This window comes from Sediminibacterium sp. GW821-FHT12F12, from assembly GCF_058806635.1.
Genome location: NZ_JBXAPW010000002.1, coordinates 261,888 through 281,501, shown reverse-complemented (window position 1 = coordinate 281,501; position 19,614 = coordinate 261,888). Strand labels below are relative to the sequence as shown.

The following is a 19,614-nucleotide window of genomic DNA, read 5'->3' as shown; positions in this document are numbered from 1 at the left end:
CGAGCTAATCAACTTTTTAAACCAACAAGCAATCAACATGAGTTACATTATTGAAGTTCACGCAAGACAGATCTTAGACAGTCGTGGTAATCCTACGGTTGAAGTAGATGTAGTTACCGATGACGGCGTTATAGGCCGTGCGGCAGTTCCAAGTGGTGCCAGTACCGGTATTCACGAAGCAGCTGAACTGCGTGATAACGACAAAAAGAAATATGCAGGAAAAGGCGTTCTGAAAGCCGTTAAGAACGTGAACGATATTATTGCCGAAGGCATCGTAGGTTTTGATGTGGCCCAGCAGGCGGCTATTGATGAAACCATGATTGCACTGGATGGTACACCTAATAAAACCAAACTGGGCGCCAACGCTATACTGGCCGTAAGTATGGCCGTTGCCAAAGCAGCTGCTGAAGAAGCGGGTCTGCCTTTGTTCCGCTACATTGGCGGTACCAATGCCAAAACACTGCCCATGCCGATGATGAACATCCTCAACGGTGGTGCGCACGCAGATAACAAAATTGATTTCCAGGAATTCATGATCATGCCGGTAGGTGCTCCTTCTTTCAGCGAAGGTCTGCGCTGGGGTGTTGAAATCTTCCACGTACTGAAAAGTGTGTTAAAGAAAAAAGGATTCAGTACCAATGTAGGTGATGAAGGTGGTTTTGCACCCAATATCCAGAGCAATGAAGAAGCCATTGAAACCGTACTGGAAGCCATTTCTGCAGCCGGTTACAAAACCGGTTCACAGATCGTGATAGCCATGGATGCAGCCAACAGCGAATTATGGGATGCCAAGAAGAAAAAATATGTGTTCCATAAAAGCAGCGGCAAAGCCATCAGCAGCGATGAACTGGTGAAATTCTGGGAAAAATGGGTGAAACAATACCCGATCGTTTCTATTGAAGATGGTATGGCCGAAGACGACTGGAACGGCTGGAAAGCCCTTACCCAGGCAGTAGGCAGCAAATGCCAGCTGGTAGGTGATGATCTGTTTGTAACCAATGTAAACCGTTTACAGACCGGTATCGATAAAGGCATCGCCAATGGCTTGCTGGTAAAAGTGAACCAGATCGGAACACTTACCGAAACCATCAATGCCGTATCGCTGGCACAGCATAACGGATACAATACCATTATGAGTCACCGCAGCGGTGAAACAGAAGATACCACCATTGCCGACCTGGCCGTGGCACTGAATTGCGGACAGATCAAAACCGGTTCTGCATCGCGTACCGACCGTATCGCCAAATACAACCAGCTGATCCGTATCGAGGAAATGCTCGGAAGTACCGGCGTGTATCCGAAAGGGAAGATCAAGTTTGGTTCTAAATAAGCAGTCGTGAGACGTGAGTCGTCAGTAGTGAGTAGTGAGGGAAGGACTGTTTGGGGTATATTACTATTCCAGCAAAACAGTAAAAAGTACTATTACCACAATGTCTAACTCCCTACTGACGACTGACTACTCACGATTTACGCTTCTTCACACCTGTTGATTAGTTTATTGCTCAGCAGAAATACTAATTATCTATTTTTATCCCTGAAACCAACTACCTTATCATCCATCAATGAAAAAAATCGCTACCATACTCACCAACAAATACCTGGTAGCTTCCGTGTTTTTTATTGTGTGGATGTTATTCTTTGACCAGCGTGATTACTTTCAGCAGCGCGAGCGGCAGGCGGAGCTGAACAAACTGGAAGCCAAGAAACGCTACTATGTAGAAGAGATCGAGAAAACCCGCAAGCAACTGCAGGATCTGCAGAATAACCCGGCAGCCCTCGAAAAATTTGCCCGCGAACGCTACCTGATGAAGCGGGAGGGGGAGGATATCTTTATCATTGAAGATTCTGCCGACCTCAAAAAATAATTTTCCGCCAAAAACGTTGGTCGCCCGCACAACAATATTATTCCCCCTTCCCCGTTTTATATACACGCCGTATCCTCTTATTTTAAGATGTGTTATCCTGTGTTATGAAAAAATTCAAAGAAGAGGATCTGATCCTGTACCTGTATCAGGATTGTTCACCCAAAATGAGTGCCGCCATCGAAGCGGCACTGGAAGAAGACCTGGAACTGAATGACCGACTGAAACTGCTGCGCCGTACCATCCGCCAGCTGGACAAGCTCAAACTCAAATCTCCGTCTAAACAGTCCATCAAAGCCATTCTGCAGCACGCCAACGGGAAATAATTATCTATGTAAGGGTTTTGCAAAGTATTTTCTGCGCCTTTGCGGGCAAATTTCTGCCTAATTATTACAACTCCTGCTTTTGTATCCCTTCTTTTCAACTAAATTTATCTCCACTAAAAAAGGAGATATGAAAATGGCTATCCGCAATTTCTCTCTGCTGCTATTGTGCAGCCTGACCGTGTTCTTTTCGCAGGCCCAGACGCTCGGAAAAGTATATGAAACCAAAACCGTAAAAAGCGCCATCATGGGTAAAGATGTACACTACACGGTGTACCTGCCTGCTGATTACGAAACCTCCAGCCGCAGTTATCCTGTGGTATATCTGCTGCATGGTTATACAGATGATAATACCGGCTGGTTACAGTTTGGCGAGATCAACCGTTATGCAGACAAGGCAATTGCCGAAGGAACGATTCCTCCAATGATCATTGTAATGCCCGATGCAGATTCTACCTGGTATATCAATTCCTATGATGGTAAAGAGAAGTACGAAGATTTTTTTGTGAAAGAGTTTATGCCATCTGTTGAAAAGACCTGGCGTATCAAAGCGGAAAAAAAATACAGGGGTATTGCCGGGCTTTCGATGGGAGGATACGGCACCCTCATCTATGCGCTGAAACACGCAGAATTATTTGCTGCTGCTGCACCATTGAGTGCTGCTGTGTTTGATGATGAAGCTGCCGTTACCACGCCGGATGCCAACTGGGCAAGAACCTTTGGTCAGCTCTACGGCCGCGATCTGAAAGGGCGTGATCGCTTAACAAAAGCCTGGTATGATAATTCGGTATTGAAGCTCGTAGAAACCAAATCGGCCGACGAACTGAAAAAAGTACGTTACTGGATAGATTGCGGGGATGATGATTTTTTAACGAAAGGAAATTGTCTGCTGCATATTGCCCTCACCGAAAAAAGAGTGCCACATGAATACCGTGTTCGTGATGGGGCCCATACCTGGACTTACTGGCGCACCGGCATTACCGATGCCCTGAAATTTATCGGCGAAAGCTTTCACCAATAAAAAACCGTGCCCTGGTGCCTTTGTGTGCAAATGAATTCTCACACAAAGGCACGAAGGCACAGTAATGTGTTAGTTGTATACATGACCAAAAAAGAACGTTACCGGTTAATACTGGATTATTTCCAGCAACATGTGCCTGATGCAGAAACGGAACTGATCTACGATAATCCTTTTCAGTTGCTGGTAGCTGTGATCCTGTCGGCGCAGTGTACAGATAAACGTGTCAACCTTACCACGCCTGCTATCTTTGCCCGCTATCCGGGCCCGCAGCAAATGGCGAAAGCTGGTTTTGATGAATTGTTTCCACTGATCAGGAGTATTTCCTATCCCAATAACAAAACCAAACACCTGATCGGCATGGCCAACATGCTGCTCGATCAATTCGATGGCGAAGTGCCGATGACGGTGGAAGAGTTGGTGAAATTACCAGGGGTAGGCAGAAAAACAGCCAATGTGATTACCAGCGTCATTGATGAACAACCCAATATGGCCGTGGATACGCACGTGTTCCGCGTAAGCAAACGTTTAGGACTGGTATCACAAAAAGCATCTACTCCCTTAGCGGTAGAAAAAGAACTGATCAAACATATCCCCTCCGAAATGGTACACAAGGCCCACCACTGGCTGATCCTGCACGGCCGTTATGTTTGCCTGGCCCGTAATCCAAAATGTGCGGAATGTATGTTTACGGAGCTGTGCGTGTACTTTAAGAAGAACCGGGAGGGGTGAATCGTGAATCGTGAGTCGTGAGACGTGAGTGGTGAGTAGTGAATGGGCAATTGTCAATGATGAATGTTTCGTATTGCCCTCCCTCACGACTCACGATTGACGACTCACGATTCACCTCTTCCCCCTCACCAGCTCATACGAGTGATCAATAAATTCTTTCAACACCCTTCCGGGAACAATGCCATCCACCACTACGGTGTTCCAGTGTTTTTTGTTCATGTGAAAACCGGGTAGTACATGGTCCGGGTATTCTTCTCTTAATTCGATGGCCTTGTCAGGGTTGCATTTTACATTGAATCGCAGTGGATGATTGTCCAGTCCGGCCAACAGGAATAGTTTATTCTTCACTTTAAATACAAGTGTATCCGGTCCGAAGGGAAAAGCTTCTTCGGCATCAGGTTTGCTCAAACAATAGGCTCTCAGTTGTTCAATATCCATAGAATTTGCCAGGATGATATAAGTGGTAAAATACAGATTACTTCTCCTACATCTGTTATGTTCTTTGTTCTGCGTTCTCTGTTCGTCTGTTCCTTGTTCATCTGTTCATCTGTTCTTTTCTCCAAAATAAAAAAGCCCCGCGGTAAAAACAATTCCGCAGGGCTTTATATTTCTGGTAAGATTTATTACAGCATTTTCTTCACTACATCCACCAGTTCGCCTTTGGTAATAGGAATACCCATCACTTTGTTATAGGCTTTGGCATCCACCATATACTGGTCGCGGATGATCTTTACCAACTGACCATTATTGATCTCAGGGATCAGCACTTTGTCGAAGTTCTTAATGATCTCGCCCAGGTTCTTAGGGAATGGACGCATGTAACGGATATGTGCATGACTTACCGCATGCCCCTGTGCCTGTAATTCCAGTGCGGCACTTTTGATGGCACCGTAGGTAGAACCCCATCCGAGGATCAGCACTTTTCCTTTATCGGCTCCACTGTCAATTTTCTGTAAAGGAATATAATCTGCGATCTTATCCACTTTTGCCTGGCGGGTATTCACCATGTGCTGGTGATTCTCAGGTTCGTAGTTGATATTACCGGTTACATCCTGTTTTTCCAGACCACCAATACGGTGTTCCAGTCCGGTAGTGCCCGGAATGGCCCATGGACGCGCCAGTTTCTCGTCTCTTCTGTAGGGCTGGTATTTGGGTTCATCTTCTGCCAGTTCTTTTTTGAAATTCACTTTAATCTCAGGCAGTTCTGCTGCAGTTGGGAATTTCCAGGGTTCTGCACCATTGGCAATATAACCATCGCTCAGAATGATCACCGGTGTCATGTGCTGAACCGCAATGCGGCAGGCTTCATACGCTACTTCAAAACAATCGCTTGGGGTGGAGGAAGCAACGATGGGCATCGGACATTCGCCGTTACGGCCATAGTAAGCCTGCATCAGATCACTCTGTTCTGTTTTGGTGGGCAAACCGGTAGAAGGCCCGCCACGCTGGATATTCACGATCACCAAAGGTATTTCCAGCATTACGGCCAGACCCATAGCTTCTGTTTTCAGTGCCATACCCGGACCGGAAGTGGAGGTGATACCCAATGACCCGCCATAACTGGCTCCGATGGCTGCGGCAATACCGGCAATCTCATCTTCGGCCTGGAAAGTGCGGATCCCGAAATTTTTATACTTACTTAATTCATGCAGAATATCAGAAGCGGGTGTGATCGGATAAGTACCAAGGAAAATAGGCAATCCGCTTTTTTCGCCTGCGGCGATCAATCCCATGGCCAACGATTCGTTGCCCATAATGCTGCGATACAGGCCCGGCGCCATTTTGGCTTTTTCTACCGTATAACGACTGGTAAAAGTTTCCGTGGTATCGCCGTAATTATAACCCGCCTGTAATACTTTGATATTACTGTTCAGAATGGTCGGTTTTTTGCCAAACTTCTCTTTCAGGAAAGCGATGGTGGTTTCGAGACTGCGGTTGTACATCCAATAGATAAAACCCAGTACGAACATGTTTTTGGCACGGTCCCTTTCCTTGTTACCGAGTTCAGGAAAGTCTTTCAGGGCTTCGCGGGTAAGTTTGGTTACATCTATTTTGATGAGTTCATAACTATCCAGACTGCCATCTTCCAATGGATTAACCCCATCGGGGTAGTTGGCCAGGCGCAGGTTTTTGGTATCAAAACCCTCAATATTTACAATGATCTTACCGCCTGGTTTAATGGCTTTCAGGTTCACTTTCAAGGCAGCGGCATTCATCGCTACCAACACATCGGCAATATCTCCCGGTGTAAATACTTTGTTAGAGGAAAAGTGCAACTGAAAACCGCTCACACCCGGCAACGTACCAATCGGGGCACGGATTTCCGCCGGAAAGTCCGGAAAAGTGGCCAGGTCGATCCCCAGCATCGCGGTATTGTTGGTAAACTGTTGTCCGGTAAGCTGCATACCGTCTCCACTGTCTCCTGCAAATTTGATCACAACATCTTGCAGTAATTCGTCTTTATTAGCCATCGAAGAATAAATTGTGCCCACAAAGTTACTGGATAACCGGGCATGAAAAACATGATTTTTAATGGCTTGTAAAGTCGGTCTTTTTTCTTAAAAAACAAGCCGCTTTCTTGCAGAATCGGTACAATAGTTACCTTCGCCGCCAAATGAAAGATCAGGTGATCGTGAAGTCGTCGAAAAAGAACCGTTGGGTGCTGGCCATACTGCTGCTGACAGCTGTTTTGCTGGGAGGAGCCTGGCTGGTGGAGAACCAGGCCGGACCTGCAACTGTACCGGCTCATCCGGCCCATACTGAAGCGGGCATTGCCCCCTACCGCTACGATAGCACCAAAAAGTATATTTACCTCACTTTTGATGATGGCCCCCAGCCCGGAACCTTATCCTGTTACCATCTTTGCCTTACAGAAGGGATCAAAGCCAGTTTTTTTATGGTTGGACTGCACGAAACCATGAAATCAGACGGCAAACAGATCGTGAATATGATCCGTTCGGGGTACCCCCGGTTTTTGTTGGCCAATCATAGCTATACACATGCCAATAATAAATACCTCGATTTTTACCATCACCCACAGAAAGCAGCAGCTGACTTTTTTCAGTCACAGCAAGCCTTGCAGGTTCCTTACCTGATTGCCCGTTTACCCGGCAACCGTTCCTGGGTTAGGGAAGGAGAGTTAAGGGCTTCGGGCCTGGTACACCCTGTTGCCCGTTTACTGGATAGTGCCGGATATAATGTGATTGGCTGGGACCTGGAATGGGATTTCAACCACCGTTCTGCCCGACCGGTAGAAACACCTGAAACCATGGCCAGGGCTGTAGACAGTGCTTTTTATAAATCGAATACGCATACCCCCAACCACCTCGTTATTCTTACCCACGACCGTATGTTCCGCCATCCGGCCGATGCGGATTCGCTGGCCAAATTCATCCGCCTGCTCAAACAGAACCCCGGATATGTGTTTGAAACAGTGGATCATTACCCGGGGCTGAAAAAGCTGAGACCGTGAGGGGTGAGTAGTCAGTAGTCAGTAGTGAGTAGGTAGTTGTGAATGGGCAATGGTGAATGGTCAATAATCGGCCATTACGTCTTTTGCCTATTCACCATTCACCATTGCCCATTGACTACCCCCTCACTCCCAACTCACTACTGACTACTCACGCCCCACTAATTTTAGTGTTTTATTAAAGATTACCCCTTTCCATCCCCTTTCCAATTCCGTATATTTGTACTTACTAAATTTCCAACTATGGCCATTTTTAAATCTGGTAACCCTACGCTGACAGAGAAAATGTTTGACAAAAGTCTGCATATCGAATCCAATATGCAGGGTACGATGAGTGTGCGGGGAACCATTAATAAATTCGGATTTCTTTTGTTGATGATCATTGCAGGTGCTGCGTATAGCTGGCATCTGTTCGAGCAGGCCCAGACCGGCCTGATGAATACCCTGATGATGGTGGGTATTTTCGGCGGACTGATCACTGCCATTGCCATTTCTTTCAAACCCAACTGGGCCCCTTACCTGGCACCTTTATATGGTTTGCTGGAAGGATTGTTTGTGGGTGCTATTTCCGCTATCCTGAATGCAGCTTTTGCTGAAAAATATCCCGGCCTGGTAATGCAGGCGGTGGGTTTAACTTTCGGTGTAGCCATCGCCGTATTCCTGTTGTATAATTTCCGTGTGATCCGCGCTACTGAAAAATTTAAATCAGTGATCATCGCATCTACCATGGGTATTGCTTTGTTTTACCTGTTAACCATGGTGCTGCGTTTATTCGGGGTAAATGTGAGCTTTATGTACGACAGCAGTATGCTGAGCATTGGTATCAGCCTGTTTGTAGTAGCCATTGCTGCACTGAACCTGATCCTGGATTTTGATATGATTGAGCAGGGCGCAGAAAGAGGTGCCCCTAAATTCATGGAATGGTTTGGTGCATTCGGCCTGATGGTAACCCTGGTGTGGTTATACATCGAAATGCTGAAACTACTGAGCAAACTGGGCAGCCGCGATTAATAAAAACAGTCATCTTTTTATAGAGCCATCCATTTTTGGGTGGCTTTTTTATGTGTGTACTTTATGGAGGAGGCGAAATGCAGTACCTTAGATGGTGAATTGTGAATGGTGAATGGGCAATGAGGAGATCACTGGGGAGCTTGGTGATCGATTCTCAAAATATATTCACCATTGCCCATTCACAATTCACCAAAAAATTTTCGCTGTAATGGATTTTAACCGACAGAATTATACGAATGAGGAACTGGTAAACATTTACCGGAACCTTCTGCTGCCAAGAATGATCGAAGAGAAGATGCTGGTGCTGCTGCGGCAGGGTAAGATCAGTAAATGGTTCAGTGGCATTGGGCAGGAAGCTATTTCGGTGGGAGCCACCATGGCTTTGTTGCAGGATGAGTGGATCATGCCATTGCATCGCAACCTGGGTGTGTTTACTTCGCGGCAGATGCCTTTGCATAAATTATTCATGCAGTGGCAGGGAAACAAAGAAGGTTACAGCAAGGGGAGAGAAAGAAGTTTCCATTTTGGTACGAGAGAACATCATATCTGTGGTATGATCTCGCACCTCGGTCCGCAACTCGCTATTGCAGATGGGGTGGCACTGGCTTATCAGCTCAGAAAAGAAAATAAAGTATCCCTGGCTTTCAGTGGCGATGGTGGAACCAGTGAAGGCGATTTTCATGAAGCACTGAATGTAGCTGCAGTATGGGGATTGCCCGTCATTTTTGTGATCGAGAATAACGGGTATGGTTTGAGTACCCCTGTGAATGAACAATACCGTTGCGAAAGCCTGGTAGATAAAGCCAAAGGGTATGGTATGGAAGGTGTTCGGATTGATGGGAATAATATCCTCACTGTTTATGATACCATCAGAGGGGTGCGCGACTATTGTATCCGCGAACAGAAACCTTACCTGATAGAGTGTATGACTTTCCGCATGCGCGGACATGAAGAAGCCAGTGGCACCAAATATGTTCCCAAAGAATTGTTTGAAGAATGGGGCAGAAAAGACCCCATCAAAAACTTTGAGCAGTTCCTGACCGATCAACGGGTAATCACCGAAATGGAAGTAGCCGCTATCAGAAATGAGTTCAGGGAATATATAGAAACCGAACTGCAACAGGCGGCACGGGCGGCTGAAATGGTAGTGGATGAAGTAGAAGAAATACAGGATGTGTATGCGGGTAAGTCTGGAGTTAGGAGTCTGGAGTTTGGAGTTAAAGTGATAGACTCTCCCTACTCACTACTCACCACTGACGACTCACGACTGACGACTCACGACTCACGATTTGTTGATGCCATCCAATCCGCCCTGCGGTTAAGCATGGAGCAACATCCGAACCTGGTATTGTTGGGACAGGATATTGCCGAGTATGGTGGTGCTTTTAAAATCACCGAAGGGTTTGTAGAAAGTTTTGGCAAAGCCCGGGTACGCAATACGCCTTTGTGCGAGAGTGCTATTGTGGGCAGTGCTCTCGGCTTGAGTCTGGAAGGATTTAAGTCTGTGATGGAAATGCAGTTTGCCGATTTTGTAACGGTCGGGTTTAACCAGATAGTAAATAATCTGGCCAAGATCCATTACCGCTGGGGACAGAACGCCGATGTTGTTATCCGTATGCCAACAGGTGGCGGAGTGGGAGCGGGGCCTTTTCACTCGCAGAGTAATGAAGCCTGGTTTACGCATGTGCCCGGTTTAAAAGTAGTGTACCCTTCTACACCGCATGATGCCAAGGGTTTGCTGATTGCAGCCATCAATGATCCCAACCCGGTGATGTTCTTTGAGCACAAAGCTTTGTACAGAAGTATCAGCGGAGCCGTGCCGGAAGAATATTACGAAGTAGAGATCGGTAAGGCAAGGTTGGTAAAAGCGGGTAATGATATTTCTGTGATCACCTATGGTGCGGGGGTACATTGGGCGATGGAATACCAGGAACAACATCCTGATCAATCATTGCACATTCTGGATCTGCGCAGTTTATTGCCGTTGGATTATGCGGCTATTAAAGAAGCGGTTGCCAAAACCGGCAAGGTATTGCTGTTGCATGAAGACACTTTAACTGGCGGCCTTGGCGGAGAGATCAGTGCCTGGATCAGTGAACACTGTTTTGAATTACTGGATGCGCCGGTGATGCGCTGTGCATCGCTGGATACACCCATCCCTTTTAATATGGAACTGGAGAAAAACTTTATGGCGAAGAGCAGGCTGGGGGAATATGTGCAGAAACTGATCAACTACTAAAAAAACCGCGCCTTTGCGCCTTTGCGAGAAATTATGCACGCAAAGGCGCGGTTGTAAGGAATATTATTTGCCTTTTGGCCTAAAGTAACGGATCGGTGGTGCAGGTTCTTTTTTAAGTTGAATACCCTGTGTAGGTAATAACTTCAACGCTTCCTGTACTGCTTTCTCCAATTGCGGATCATGGCCTTCAATAATGGCTTTGGGATCCTGGAACACTTCTACATCAGGCGCAACACCCACTGCTTCTACGGCCCATTCTCCATCGGTATCTATAAAACCACCCCTGGGTGCCACCATGCTTCCGCCATCAATAAACGGCGGTGTATCCCAGGTACCCACCAAACCACCCCAGGTGCGTGTACCCACCAGTGGCCCGATCTTCATCTTGCGGAACATATAGGGTAACAGGTCGCCACCGGAGCCGGCATTTTCATTAATGATCATCACTTTGGGTCCCCAGATACCCGCCATGGGTGTGGTAGACAGTTTGTGACCCGCTACACGGTTATTAAAATAGCCTTGTAGCTTGCGGCTCATTACATCAATCATATAATCGGCAGCAGAACCTCCACCATTATTTCTTTCATCAATCACCGCTCCTTTTTTATCCTGCTGCGAAAAATAATAACGGTTGAAATAGGTATAACCCGGATTGCCGGTATTGGGTACATATACATAAGCCAGTTTACCGTCTGATAATTGGTCTACTTTTTTCCGGTTACCCTCTACCCAGTTACGTGAGCGCAAAGCCCCTTCATTGGCAACAGGTACTACAGTAAGGCTTCTCGCTCCTTCCATAGAAGGTTTACTGTTTACGCGGATCTTTACCTGGCGGTTGGCGCTGCCTTCAAACAGACTATACAAATTCATAGATGCAGTAAGAGCTTTGCCATCTACTTCCACCAAATAATCTCCTTCTTTCACATCTATTCCCGGGCCGCTTAACGGAGCGCGTAATTCAGGATTCCAGTTTTCGCCGGTATAGATTTTTTTGATCCTGAAAAATCCATTGTCTGTTTCGTAATCTGCACCCAGTAATCCTATTGGTACGTTTGGTACATCCGGGAAATCACCGCCGCGGGTAAACGAATGTCCTACCGAAACTTCACCACCCAGGATATCGATGATATAATTCAGATCTGAGCGGTGTTTTACATGCGCCACCCATGGTTTGTACCAGTTGTATACTTTATCCCAGGGTGCCCCATGTACATTGTCTACATATAAAAAATCGCGCTGATAGCGCCAGCCTTCCCTGAAGATCTGTTCGGCTTCTTTGGCGGGATCAACAAATACTTTCATACCCTCTACTGCCAGCCGGCCCTCGCCGGGCCTGGGTGCTGCTGCGGTACCAGTAATAAACCACCCACCAGCATTTCTGAATAAAAGACTTTTCCTGTCAAAACTGGTTGTATTACTGAATACGCCCCTGGCAAACTCGGTTCCTTTTTTATCTTTCAAACTATAGCGCGAGAGTACCACACCCGGTTCGTTCTGGATGCCTTCTGAATAAAAAACCGTTCCTTCGGGACCCGCTGTTAATTCCAGGTAGTTGCGTGCGGGCAGATTGGTAGAGAGAATGCGTTGTTCTATTCCTTCAAAATCAATTTTCACTTTTACGCCACCGCCGGCAGCAGCTGCAGGTTTGGCTGCGGCTTTGGAAGTATCGCCCGGTTTTTTTTCTTCTTTGGCAGGCTCTTCATCACTTTTGGGTTCAAAGGGAGAGGGCGCATCTTTACTTAACACCGCCACATACAAAGCCCGGTTCACGGGATAATTAAAACTGCTCATATCCAGCCAACCCGAACTTAATCCGTAATCGGTACTTGCGAGGAAGTACAGGTATTTTCCACTCTCATCCCACTGCGGATCGATGGCATCGGATAAACCATCTGTTAAGCGTGTACTCTTCCCGGTTTCCAGATTATACAACTTAACGGCTTTGAACTGGTTCTCCTGGATCTGTACATAAGCGATCCACTTACTGTCTGGCGACCAAACAGGATTCAGGCTACGGTTGGGATGTGCCATACGGTCTGTGTCTGCGATTTTTACTACACCTGTTGCGAGATCAATGTACCAGAGATTGTAATCGGTATCGGTAAAAGCAATGTATTTACTATCGGGCGACCAGGCAGGTAAAAAATAAAATTTATTGTTGGGGATAGGATAAGCTTTGGGTGTTTGCAAACCAGACTGATCGCCTACCAGTAACTGGTATTCGCCACTGGCATCAGAGAACCAGGCAATTTTTTGTCCGTCGGGCGACCAGGTGGGAAAGCGGTCGGCCACACCCGTTGACTTAGTGATATTGCGCCAGTCGCCATTTTCCTTCGGCATGGTAAAAATCTCTCCGCGACTTTCAAACAAGGCTCTTTTGCCGGTAGGCGATAAACTTGCATTGATGAGTGAACCTGCTCCCAGGTTATTCCATCTGGGCCTGCCCCAGTTCAGATCACCCGTAGCGTTAATGGCAAGCTGTTTGCCCTTGCCACTGGTTAGATCAAAACGATGCAGGTATCCACCCTGCTCATATACCAGTGTGTTATTACTGGCTGCCAGGTTTTTGATGTCAAAGTCTTTGTGAAAAGTTACCTGCTTCTGTGTTTTTGTTTTGGGATCGTAAGACCATACATTGTTGATGAAATCCTGCTCTGATAAAAAATAGAGAATGCCGTTTGCCCAAACCGGACTGCTATGTCTTTCCTTATCGCCCTGCACTGTTTTTACGGTTTCCCTTGTTTTTAGGTTAAAGATCCAGATCGGCTGTGCCTGTCCGCCGCGATAATTACGCCACTCTACATCCCATAACGGGGAGGGTTGGTAGGCCATCTGCTGCCCGTCTTCAGAAAGGGTTCCGGTAAAACCAAAAGGAAGTATCATAGGCTGCGCCATTCCTCCTGCAGTGCTGATGGTATAAAATTTTGAGGTGGCCGTAGGAAAACCCTCTCTGCCGGAAGTGAAATAAATAGATTTGCCATCTGGTGTCCAACCCTGCACCAGGTCGGCCATGGGATGCCAGGTAAGTCGTTTGGGTTCACCGCCTTTGCTCGGTATCAGGTACACATCCGTATTACCATCGTACTGGCCGGTAAAAGCGATCCAGTTGCCATCGGGACTGAATTTGGGATTACTTTCTGTGCCCACTGCACTGGTTAACCTGCGGGCATCTCCGCCATCAACACCAGTGATCCAGAGATCATCGGCATGCACAAAAACGATCTGGTCTTTACTAACATCCGGTTGGCGGAGCAGCATGGTGCCTTGCGCCATAACCTTATTCGTTACCAGCATAAGGGCAAGGCAGGAGAGAAATGCCCTGCCGAAGGGTAAACGGTATTTCATAACAGTAAGTTTTGGTCTGACTAATGTACTCAAAGAATAGCAGAAAGCCTATCCCAATTCCTGATCACCGTGCAGGGTAGCCGTTGGGCATAGGTAAAGAAATGCATCAGTCGTGAGTCGGCAGTGGTGAGTGGTGAGTAGTGAGTGGTGAGTCGTTGCTGCTGCCTATTCACCATTGCCCATTCACCACTCACTACTCACTACCCCACCGTCAGTATTTTTCCTGTACCGCAGTATTGGGTTTCCTGTATGGTATCGCCTGGTCCCGGTTTGCCCATTTGTATGCCGGCGGCCAGTACCAGGTTTTGTTTTTCTTCCAGTGGCAATGTGGTGGTAGTAGCGGGGGCTGTTGTAAGGTCTTTTGATATGGGCAAGACAGGAGAATGTTGAAGCAACTCATTCCGTATCCTATTCCACCATGCTTGTCCTATAAACCCCTAAAATACCGTGAAAACACCCCCTATGACCCGCTCTTTTAAAGAGGCGGGTTATCTGCGGGTTATCTACGGGTTATAGGCGGGTTATCAAAGAGTTATGAAGCTGTTGAAATTAGGAAGAAACAGGAGGGGATGCCGATGGCAACTGAGAGATAAATGAGTATTGACTACCAGTGTTTTAGATGTTCCTTCCCCGGAGAGTCTTGCGCTTCGGGACTCTTTGGTAAGGGGGAAGCTGTTGTGTTAAACGAACAGCCCGCTTCGGGAGACTATTCTGAGAAGGAATGCCCCGTATATGCTGCTGCTGCCGATGCGTAGGATACAACCAATCAACAAGCTTTTGCACTTGAAAAGGTGAGGGGTAAGCAGCTGTACAAACTGAGTGCGTTTTCTGCCGCGGGCGGGGATCTGCCAGCTGCATTGTTCGGAAATAGCGGGAAGGGGGGATGTATGACACATACAGTAGTGTTTCTTGTTGGCTAAGTTTTCTGCAAGGCTGTTGTAATGTTGCGGATTTAGCTTATCCGTACATTGGGTTGGCAGTGTTCTGCCCTGTATGGCGAGATAGGTTACCAGGCGATTCTTTGCTGATGAATGCTCCTGTGCTGTGTATTTAGCGCCCGTTTAAAATGAAAGTTTTCAAATACCATCGGCCTATTGAAATTTCATAATAGGTGTACTATTTATCTGGATAAGCACCTGCCAGGCTGGCGGCTCACAGCTCACAGCTCGTAGCTTAAAACGATGATCTTGCATTTTTAAACAGGCTCTTATTGTATCTGATAACATCCCCAATTAATTGCGCCATTTTTTCGCATAATGCAGAAGAAATTCTATATTCACAATACCCCCCTCCCCCCCCCTTTGCCGAATAAAAATTGGTACAGTCAGTAATTACTGAACTGAGACAGGTATGTCTGGGGCTCAGGTGGCTTTGCTTTACAGTTTTAGTAGGAACAGGTTTTGCGGAGAGAGCAATTTGTTCTGGAGAATGCAAGACCTATATTGTCAGCCCCTTGGATGAGCTATTGAAACGCAGGCAGATTGCCTGGTAGCCATAAGGTCAATGCAAACAATACACTATGTATAACAGCATTATTTCTTACCGGCAATGTTAAAAATAGATCTGTATTGACGTAACAACAATAAAAAATGTATCATCCTAAAACACTCAAATATAGCCCGATAGATTTTGATCTTGAGGGAGGTGTGGCGTATATTTAAGTGTTGTAGGCAAGCAAGGCGACCGGCTCAATTTCCGCAACATCTAAAAACATATGACGACAACAAGAGCCATTTTTTATTCATTCCTACTGACCATTTTAACGATAACAACGTCTTGTGAAAATACTCATAGGGCAAGCGCGCTAAACACACAGTACAAGGAGGTTTATCTTAACCAATTCAAGTTGACATATTTTAGGCAACTTCTTAAGAAAAGCTACAACAATTCAAATGCTATTCGAGAAATTATTGGTGATGATCACAGCGGGTTTACAGAACCAATTCTTACAGAACAAGACTATAAGATCATTGACAGTTTAACAACGCTTGACAATCAACGTTTGATTGCTGACTCCTCTAAAAGTCATCTAAGAGCAGAAGGCGCTCAAGGGAAACGACCCTTAGGCTTTATCATGGACAGGTTGACTAGTAAGTGGCTGGACAGTTTAGCGAAACGCAGATTGAAAATAAGTGGCGTATCTGATAGTTGGAGTGACTGATAGCCATGCCTACAACAAAAGGCTTTACGCAAGTTGGGCTTTCAGCAATGGCCCTTCAGCTTTGGAGTTTCAAATCAACTTCAGTAATTTGGCTTTAACTAATCGAGTTTTTAGTGGCCAAGCCAGCAACAGGAACTATCCTTCCCCACCCTGCGTAAAGCCTCGGCCGTTAGCGGCAATACAGAAACCCTACAATGATTCAAGACTTTACTATATCAGACAAAATAATCAAAAGACCTAACAGTCAAGTTGAACACTATATTCCAGACAGCAAACTTGAAACCTTCTGGTTTGATTTTTACGAGCATTTGAGACTTTCAAAAGACTTGCATTTACCATTTCCGACAGAACAAAACAACATTAACCCATACTTTGGATATTTTGGATATCGGTTTCATCCCATAAATTTCAAACCTAACTACTTTCATATCGGCATTGACATTGACAAAGAAATTGGAGCAGAGGTGCATCCAATTGCAGATGGTGTTTTTGAATATTCTGGTTTTGGAACCCAAAATGGAACATATTTAATGCTCTCTCATCCACAAATAGTAACAAAGGATGGATACAAAATGTACAGTCTTTATCTACATCTTGACAAGGCATTATTAAGCTTCAGTTTAATACAAAAGACATTAAGAAGTATTGGATTTATTAAATCTACAAACCGACAAGTTTTAAAGCATAATGTAATTGGCATTTCTGGTGACAGTGGAAACTCTAAAAACATTTTCCCACATCTGCATTTACAAATTGAATTCCGTAAGCAGTCAGAAAACAAAGTTCTAATTATTGACCCTGCAAAGGCAATTGGACTTAACTCAAGCCAAAATCTTACAAAAGATATTCAATCTTTTAGTGAGTTTAAGCAGTTTTATTTAAAGCATTCAACAGATTTAGCAAATTGGTCAACCGTAATAAAAAAATATGAAGATGCAAATTCTACCACTTAAAATCGAAGACCTAACAAAGGAACAAAAAATAGCCTTTTTTAAAGACTATCCTTTTGAAAAGTTTTATATCGGAAATCTACAGATTGACGATGAAGTATTTATTGACTTCCTTGTTGATAAACTTGACAAGAGAATAAAGAGCAACCCTGATATTTGGCAAGTTAGAAGCGATGAAAATCTTATTGCAATATTCGGTCTTGACAAAGAGATTGCGACATCGAGCAATTATGGAAAAAATATATATCATTTGGGTAGCTTTTACAACTATTCCTCTTCAGCCAAAGAAGCATTTGCTTTAATAAATAACCACATAGAATCATTTTGCAAAGAGAATAATGTTGACAGCATAAGATGCAAAATAGATGCAGAGGACCACACAAATGTTGGCTATTTGCTCAACGAGCATTATCATTATTATGCTTCAAGTTGTAAAATCTATTACGACATAAATAGTTTGGGAATTCCAAAGGCTGTGGTAAAGCACAAGTATAAAATTAGACCATACAAGGGCGGAGATAAAAATGCTGCCCTACAAATACTCGGGCAACATAAAAAGAATGAACTCTATTACAATCACGACTTTCCTATAGAAAACACAACAAGAATATTTGAGCAATATTTTCTAAAGCAGTCTTCTAGTGAAACTGTTACTGCTTTAATATTGGAAGAAGTAAAAAAGAAAAAGGTCGTTGGTGTTTCTATGCACACGACACCCAAATATTTCAACACTTGGTTGACAAAGCCATTAGTGACGTGGGACTTAATCGTAATTGACGAAGAAGCAAGGGGTAATGGACTTGGCAATTTATTTTTTAGCCATATTATGCAAGAAAAAAAGTCTGACATTGAATTAAGTACTATGTCTGACAATTTTCAAATGCTTAAGTTCTTACACAAACTCGGATTTTACAAAGTTGGTGAATTCAATTTTCTATATAAAAAATTCACTGACAAATAGAAGTACTGCCGCTAACAAAAGTATTTGCAAAAGCAGGGCTGGACAATGTAACATCAGCTATGTGCAAGCATCAGCAGCGGTTCTGGCTCGACGTTCAATTTTCAGCTTTAGTTCATAACTTCAACAACATATTTTCAATTGGGCATTTGTACCGGGCTGGACAATCAATGAATTCCCTGCCTTCGCAAATACTCGAACGTTAGCTGCTACCCTACCGAAACACCCTGCTGACAACAAACAAACGACAAGTTCATTTAACTGATAAACTTTCGGACGTTTGCATAATGACATTCCGCAAACGGTTTTCATTTTCATTTCCCCAATTTCCCAACGCAGAAATTACCGGAATAAGTGTTTTGCCAAATTCTGTAAGACTGTATTCAACTTTTGGAGGAACAACAGGATAAATGATTTTTGAAATTAATTCGTGTTCTTCCAATTCTTTTAACTGAATGTTTAAAACTCGCCTTGAAGCATCTGGAATTTTTCGTTGCAGTTCACTTGGGCGTTTATGACCTTCATTAATGAACCATAACAAACGGATTTTCCATTTTCCATAAAGCACCTCGCCAATTAAATCAAGACCGCAATTTAGGTTCAACGGAATTTTTCTGTCTTTCATAAAGCAAATTTAGTTCAATGTTCCAAATTGCACAATAGGGGAAAAATTTAACCCTATGCAATTCGATATTCCGTACTTGTGCCAACCATTTGTATGCACCAATTTTGCCCTTAAAATATTTATAAAAATGGAACAATTTAATTTCAACAACGAGTTATCAGGTAAGATTGCCTTGGTAACAGGAGGCACAAAAGGTGCTGGAAGGGCAATTGCAGAAAGACTTTTGCAAGCCGGTGCAACAGTCATAATTACAGCACGAAACGCACCTGAAAAAGAAAACAGCAATTTGCATTTCATTTCTTCCGATTTAAGCAAGGCAGAAGATGCACAAAAAGTAGTCAGCGAAGTGCTTTCCACTTATGGTAAGCTGGACATTTTAGTAAACAACCTTGGTTCTTCAATAACACCTGCTGGTGGTTTTGCTGCATTAACTGATAAAGATTGGGAATCGACCTTACAAGCTAATCTGCTTGCACCTGTAAGACTGGACAGAGGATTTTTACCACAAATGATTGAACGAAAAAATGGTGTTATCATTCACATTGCTTCTATTCAAGGCAAACTACCATTATACGATTCTACATTGCCTTATGCAGCTTCAAAAGCGGCATTGATAAATTACAGTAAAAGTTTATCAAATGAAGTGACGCCAAAAGGAGTTCGTGTGCTAACTGTTTCGCCAGGTTGGATAAGCACAGAAAATGTAAAAGGATGGTTGGAGACCATTGCACAGAGTTCAAATATTTCTATTGAAGAAGCTCAACAAAGTGTTATGAATGCTTTGGGTGGAATACCTTTTGGCAGGCCTGCAGAACCAGAAGAAGTTGCGGAATTAGTTGGTTTTTTGGTTTCACAAAGAGCCAACTATTTAACAGGAACAAATTTTGTAATCGATGGCGGTACAGTACCAACAATTTAATA

General features: G+C 44.6%; 17 protein-coding genes. 12 read left to right on the top strand and 5 right to left on the bottom strand.

Annotated elements, in window-relative coordinates:
* Window positions 1–37 precede the first annotated feature (37 nt).
* The 5 genes from eno (at window position 38) to nth (ending at window position 3,935) form a co-directional block, all read left to right on the top strand.
* Window positions 38–1,330 (top strand): phosphopyruvate hydratase, encoded by a 1,293-nt coding sequence (eno, locus tag AC1RNB_RS03750; RefSeq protein WP_493080825.1) that lies wholly within the window; start codon window positions 38–40, stop codon window positions 1,328–1,330.
* A 232-nt stretch (window positions 1,331–1,562) separates the two neighbouring features.
* Window positions 1,563–1,865 (top strand): FtsB family cell division protein, encoded by a 303-nt coding sequence (locus AC1RNB_RS03745; protein WP_493080823.1) that lies wholly within the window; start codon window positions 1,563–1,565, stop codon window positions 1,863–1,865.
* 104 nt (window positions 1,866–1,969) lie between these two features.
* The gene (locus tag AC1RNB_RS03740) at window positions 1,970–2,188 is read left to right on the top strand and encodes a hypothetical protein (RefSeq protein ID WP_493080822.1); all 219 of its coding nucleotides are present in this window, start codon (window positions 1,970–1,972) and stop codon (window positions 2,186–2,188) included.
* Between the two features lie 127 nt (window positions 2,189–2,315).
* A complete protein-coding gene (locus AC1RNB_RS03735; RefSeq protein WP_493080820.1) occupies window positions 2,316–3,206 on the top strand; it encodes an alpha/beta hydrolase in 891 nt (296 codons plus the stop codon).
* Between the two features lie 81 nt (window positions 3,207–3,287).
* Window positions 3,288–3,935 carry an endonuclease III gene (gene nth, locus AC1RNB_RS03730; protein ID WP_493080818.1) on the top strand — a complete coding sequence of 216 codons (648 nt, stop codon included), beginning with the start codon at window positions 3,288–3,290 and terminating at the stop codon, window positions 3,933–3,935.
* Window positions 3,936–4,046: 111 nt separating this feature from the next.
* Here nth and AC1RNB_RS03725 read toward each other — a convergent pair whose 3' ends face one another.
* Together AC1RNB_RS03725 and AC1RNB_RS03720 are read right to left on the bottom strand one after the other, a co-directional pair.
* Entirely contained in the window at window positions 4,047–4,373 is a 327-nt protein-coding gene (locus tag AC1RNB_RS03725) for an MmcQ/YjbR family DNA-binding protein (RefSeq protein ID WP_493080817.1), read from the bottom strand.
* 185 nt (window positions 4,374–4,558) lie between these two features.
* Window positions 4,559–6,406: a 2-oxoacid:acceptor oxidoreductase subunit alpha gene (locus AC1RNB_RS03720; RefSeq protein WP_493080815.1), complete on the bottom strand. Its 1,848-nt coding sequence runs from the start codon at window positions 6,404–6,406 to the stop codon at window positions 4,559–4,561.
* 143 nt (window positions 6,407–6,549) lie between these two features.
* Between AC1RNB_RS03720 and AC1RNB_RS03715 the strand changes: the two genes are divergently transcribed.
* The 3 genes from AC1RNB_RS03715 to AC1RNB_RS03705 all read left to right on the top strand — a co-directional run bounded on the left by AC1RNB_RS03715 (window position 6,550) and on the right by AC1RNB_RS03705 (window position 10,654).
* On the top strand, window positions 6,550–7,407 hold the full coding sequence (locus AC1RNB_RS03715) for a polysaccharide deacetylase family protein (protein ID WP_493080814.1): 858 nt from the start codon (window positions 6,550–6,552) through the stop codon (window positions 7,405–7,407).
* A 240-nt stretch (window positions 7,408–7,647) separates the two neighbouring features.
* Complete coding sequence (locus tag AC1RNB_RS03710; protein WP_493080812.1) at window positions 7,648–8,415, top strand: Bax inhibitor-1/YccA family protein; 768 nt, start codon at window positions 7,648–7,650, stop codon at window positions 8,413–8,415.
* A gap of 208 nt (window positions 8,416–8,623) precedes the next feature.
* Window positions 8,624–10,654, top strand: a complete 2,031-nt coding sequence (locus AC1RNB_RS03705; protein WP_493080810.1) for an alpha-ketoacid dehydrogenase subunit alpha/beta — start codon at window positions 8,624–8,626, stop codon at window positions 10,652–10,654.
* A gap of 63 nt (window positions 10,655–10,717) precedes the next feature.
* On the opposite strand, the gene AC1RNB_RS03700 is transcribed toward AC1RNB_RS03705, so the two are convergent.
* The gene (locus AC1RNB_RS03700; protein WP_493080809.1) at window positions 10,718–13,999 is read right to left on the bottom strand and encodes a S41 family peptidase; all 3,282 of its coding nucleotides are present in this window, start codon (window positions 13,997–13,999) and stop codon (window positions 10,718–10,720) included.
* 200 nt (window positions 14,000–14,199) lie between these two features.
* On the bottom strand, window positions 14,200–14,373 hold the full coding sequence (locus AC1RNB_RS03695; RefSeq protein ID WP_493080808.1) for a hypothetical protein: 174 nt from the start codon (window positions 14,371–14,373) through the stop codon (window positions 14,200–14,202).
* Between the two features lie 1,340 nt (window positions 14,374–15,713).
* On the opposite strand from AC1RNB_RS03695, the gene AC1RNB_RS03690 reads away from it, so the two are divergent.
* The 3 genes from AC1RNB_RS03690 to AC1RNB_RS03680 all read left to right on the top strand — a co-directional run bounded on the left by AC1RNB_RS03690 (window position 15,714) and on the right by AC1RNB_RS03680 (window position 18,071).
* Window positions 15,714–16,160: a hypothetical protein gene (locus AC1RNB_RS03690; RefSeq protein ID WP_493080807.1), complete on the top strand. Its 447-nt coding sequence runs from the start codon at window positions 15,714–15,716 to the stop codon at window positions 16,158–16,160.
* A 194-nt stretch (window positions 16,161–16,354) separates the two neighbouring features.
* The gene (locus AC1RNB_RS03685) at window positions 16,355–17,113 is read left to right on the top strand and encodes a M23 family metallopeptidase (protein WP_493080806.1); all 759 of its coding nucleotides are present in this window, start codon (window positions 16,355–16,357) and stop codon (window positions 17,111–17,113) included.
* Complete coding sequence (locus AC1RNB_RS03680; RefSeq protein ID WP_493080804.1) at window positions 17,088–18,071, top strand: GNAT family N-acetyltransferase; 984 nt, start codon at window positions 17,088–17,090, stop codon at window positions 18,069–18,071. Before AC1RNB_RS03685 ends, AC1RNB_RS03680 begins: the two co-directional genes overlap by 26 nt.
* 250 nt (window positions 18,072–18,321) lie before the next feature.
* Here the strand turns inward: AC1RNB_RS03680 and AC1RNB_RS03675 are convergent, their stop codons facing one another.
* A complete protein-coding gene (locus AC1RNB_RS03675; RefSeq protein WP_493080802.1) occupies window positions 18,322–18,693 on the bottom strand; it encodes a winged helix-turn-helix transcriptional regulator in 372 nt (123 codons plus the stop codon).
* A gap of 55 nt (window positions 18,694–18,748) precedes the next feature.
* Between AC1RNB_RS03675 and AC1RNB_RS03670 the strand changes: the two genes are divergently transcribed.
* The gene (locus AC1RNB_RS03670) at window positions 18,749–19,612 is read left to right on the top strand and encodes an SDR family oxidoreductase (RefSeq protein WP_493080800.1); all 864 of its coding nucleotides are present in this window, start codon (window positions 18,749–18,751) and stop codon (window positions 19,610–19,612) included.
* The last annotated feature ends 2 nt before the right edge of the window (window positions 19,613–19,614 follow it).

What these genes read in the sequence shown, in the direction of transcription:
- AC1RNB_RS03705 (WP_493080810.1), top strand. Translation starts at nt 8,624, where the DNA reads ATGGATTTTAACCGACAGAATTATACGAATGAGGAACTGGTAAACATT.
- AC1RNB_RS03715 (WP_493080814.1), top strand. Translation starts at nt 6,550, where the DNA reads ATGAAAGATCAGGTGATCGTGAAGTCGTCGAAAAAGAACCGTTGGGTG.
- AC1RNB_RS03690 (WP_493080807.1), top strand. Translation starts at nt 15,714, where the DNA reads ATGACGACAACAAGAGCCATTTTTTATTCATTCCTACTGACCATTTTA.
- AC1RNB_RS03710 (WP_493080812.1), top strand. Translation starts at nt 7,648, where the DNA reads ATGGCCATTTTTAAATCTGGTAACCCTACGCTGACAGAGAAAATGTTT.
- AC1RNB_RS03685 (WP_493080806.1), top strand. Translation starts at nt 16,355, where the DNA reads ATGATTCAAGACTTTACTATATCAGACAAAATAATCAAAAGACCTAAC.
- AC1RNB_RS03670 (WP_493080800.1), top strand. Translation starts at nt 18,749, where the DNA reads ATGCAATTCGATATTCCGTACTTGTGCCAACCATTTGTATGCACCAAT.
- nth (WP_493080818.1), top strand. Translation starts at nt 3,288, where the DNA reads ATGACCAAAAAAGAACGTTACCGGTTAATACTGGATTATTTCCAGCAA.
- AC1RNB_RS03675 (WP_493080802.1), bottom strand. Translation starts at nt 18,693, where the DNA reads ATGAAAGACAGAAAAATTCCGTTGAACCTAAATTGCGGTCTTGATTTA.
- AC1RNB_RS03720 (WP_493080815.1), bottom strand. Translation starts at nt 6,406, where the DNA reads ATGGCTAATAAAGACGAATTACTGCAAGATGTTGTGATCAAATTTGCA.
- AC1RNB_RS03740 (WP_493080822.1), top strand. Translation starts at nt 1,970, where the DNA reads ATGAAAAAATTCAAAGAAGAGGATCTGATCCTGTACCTGTATCAGGAT.
- AC1RNB_RS03700 (WP_493080809.1), bottom strand. Translation starts at nt 13,999, where the DNA reads ATGAAATACCGTTTACCCTTCGGCAGGGCATTTCTCTCCTGCCTTGCC.
- AC1RNB_RS03735 (WP_493080820.1), top strand. Translation starts at nt 2,316, where the DNA reads ATGAAAATGGCTATCCGCAATTTCTCTCTGCTGCTATTGTGCAGCCTG.
- AC1RNB_RS03680 (WP_493080804.1), top strand. Translation starts at nt 17,088, where the DNA reads ATGAAGATGCAAATTCTACCACTTAAAATCGAAGACCTAACAAAGGAA.
- AC1RNB_RS03745 (WP_493080823.1), top strand. Translation starts at nt 1,563, where the DNA reads ATGAAAAAAATCGCTACCATACTCACCAACAAATACCTGGTAGCTTCC.
- AC1RNB_RS03725 (WP_493080817.1), bottom strand. Translation starts at nt 4,373, where the DNA reads ATGGATATTGAACAACTGAGAGCCTATTGTTTGAGCAAACCTGATGCC.
- eno (WP_493080825.1), top strand. Translation starts at nt 38, where the DNA reads ATGAGTTACATTATTGAAGTTCACGCAAGACAGATCTTAGACAGTCGT.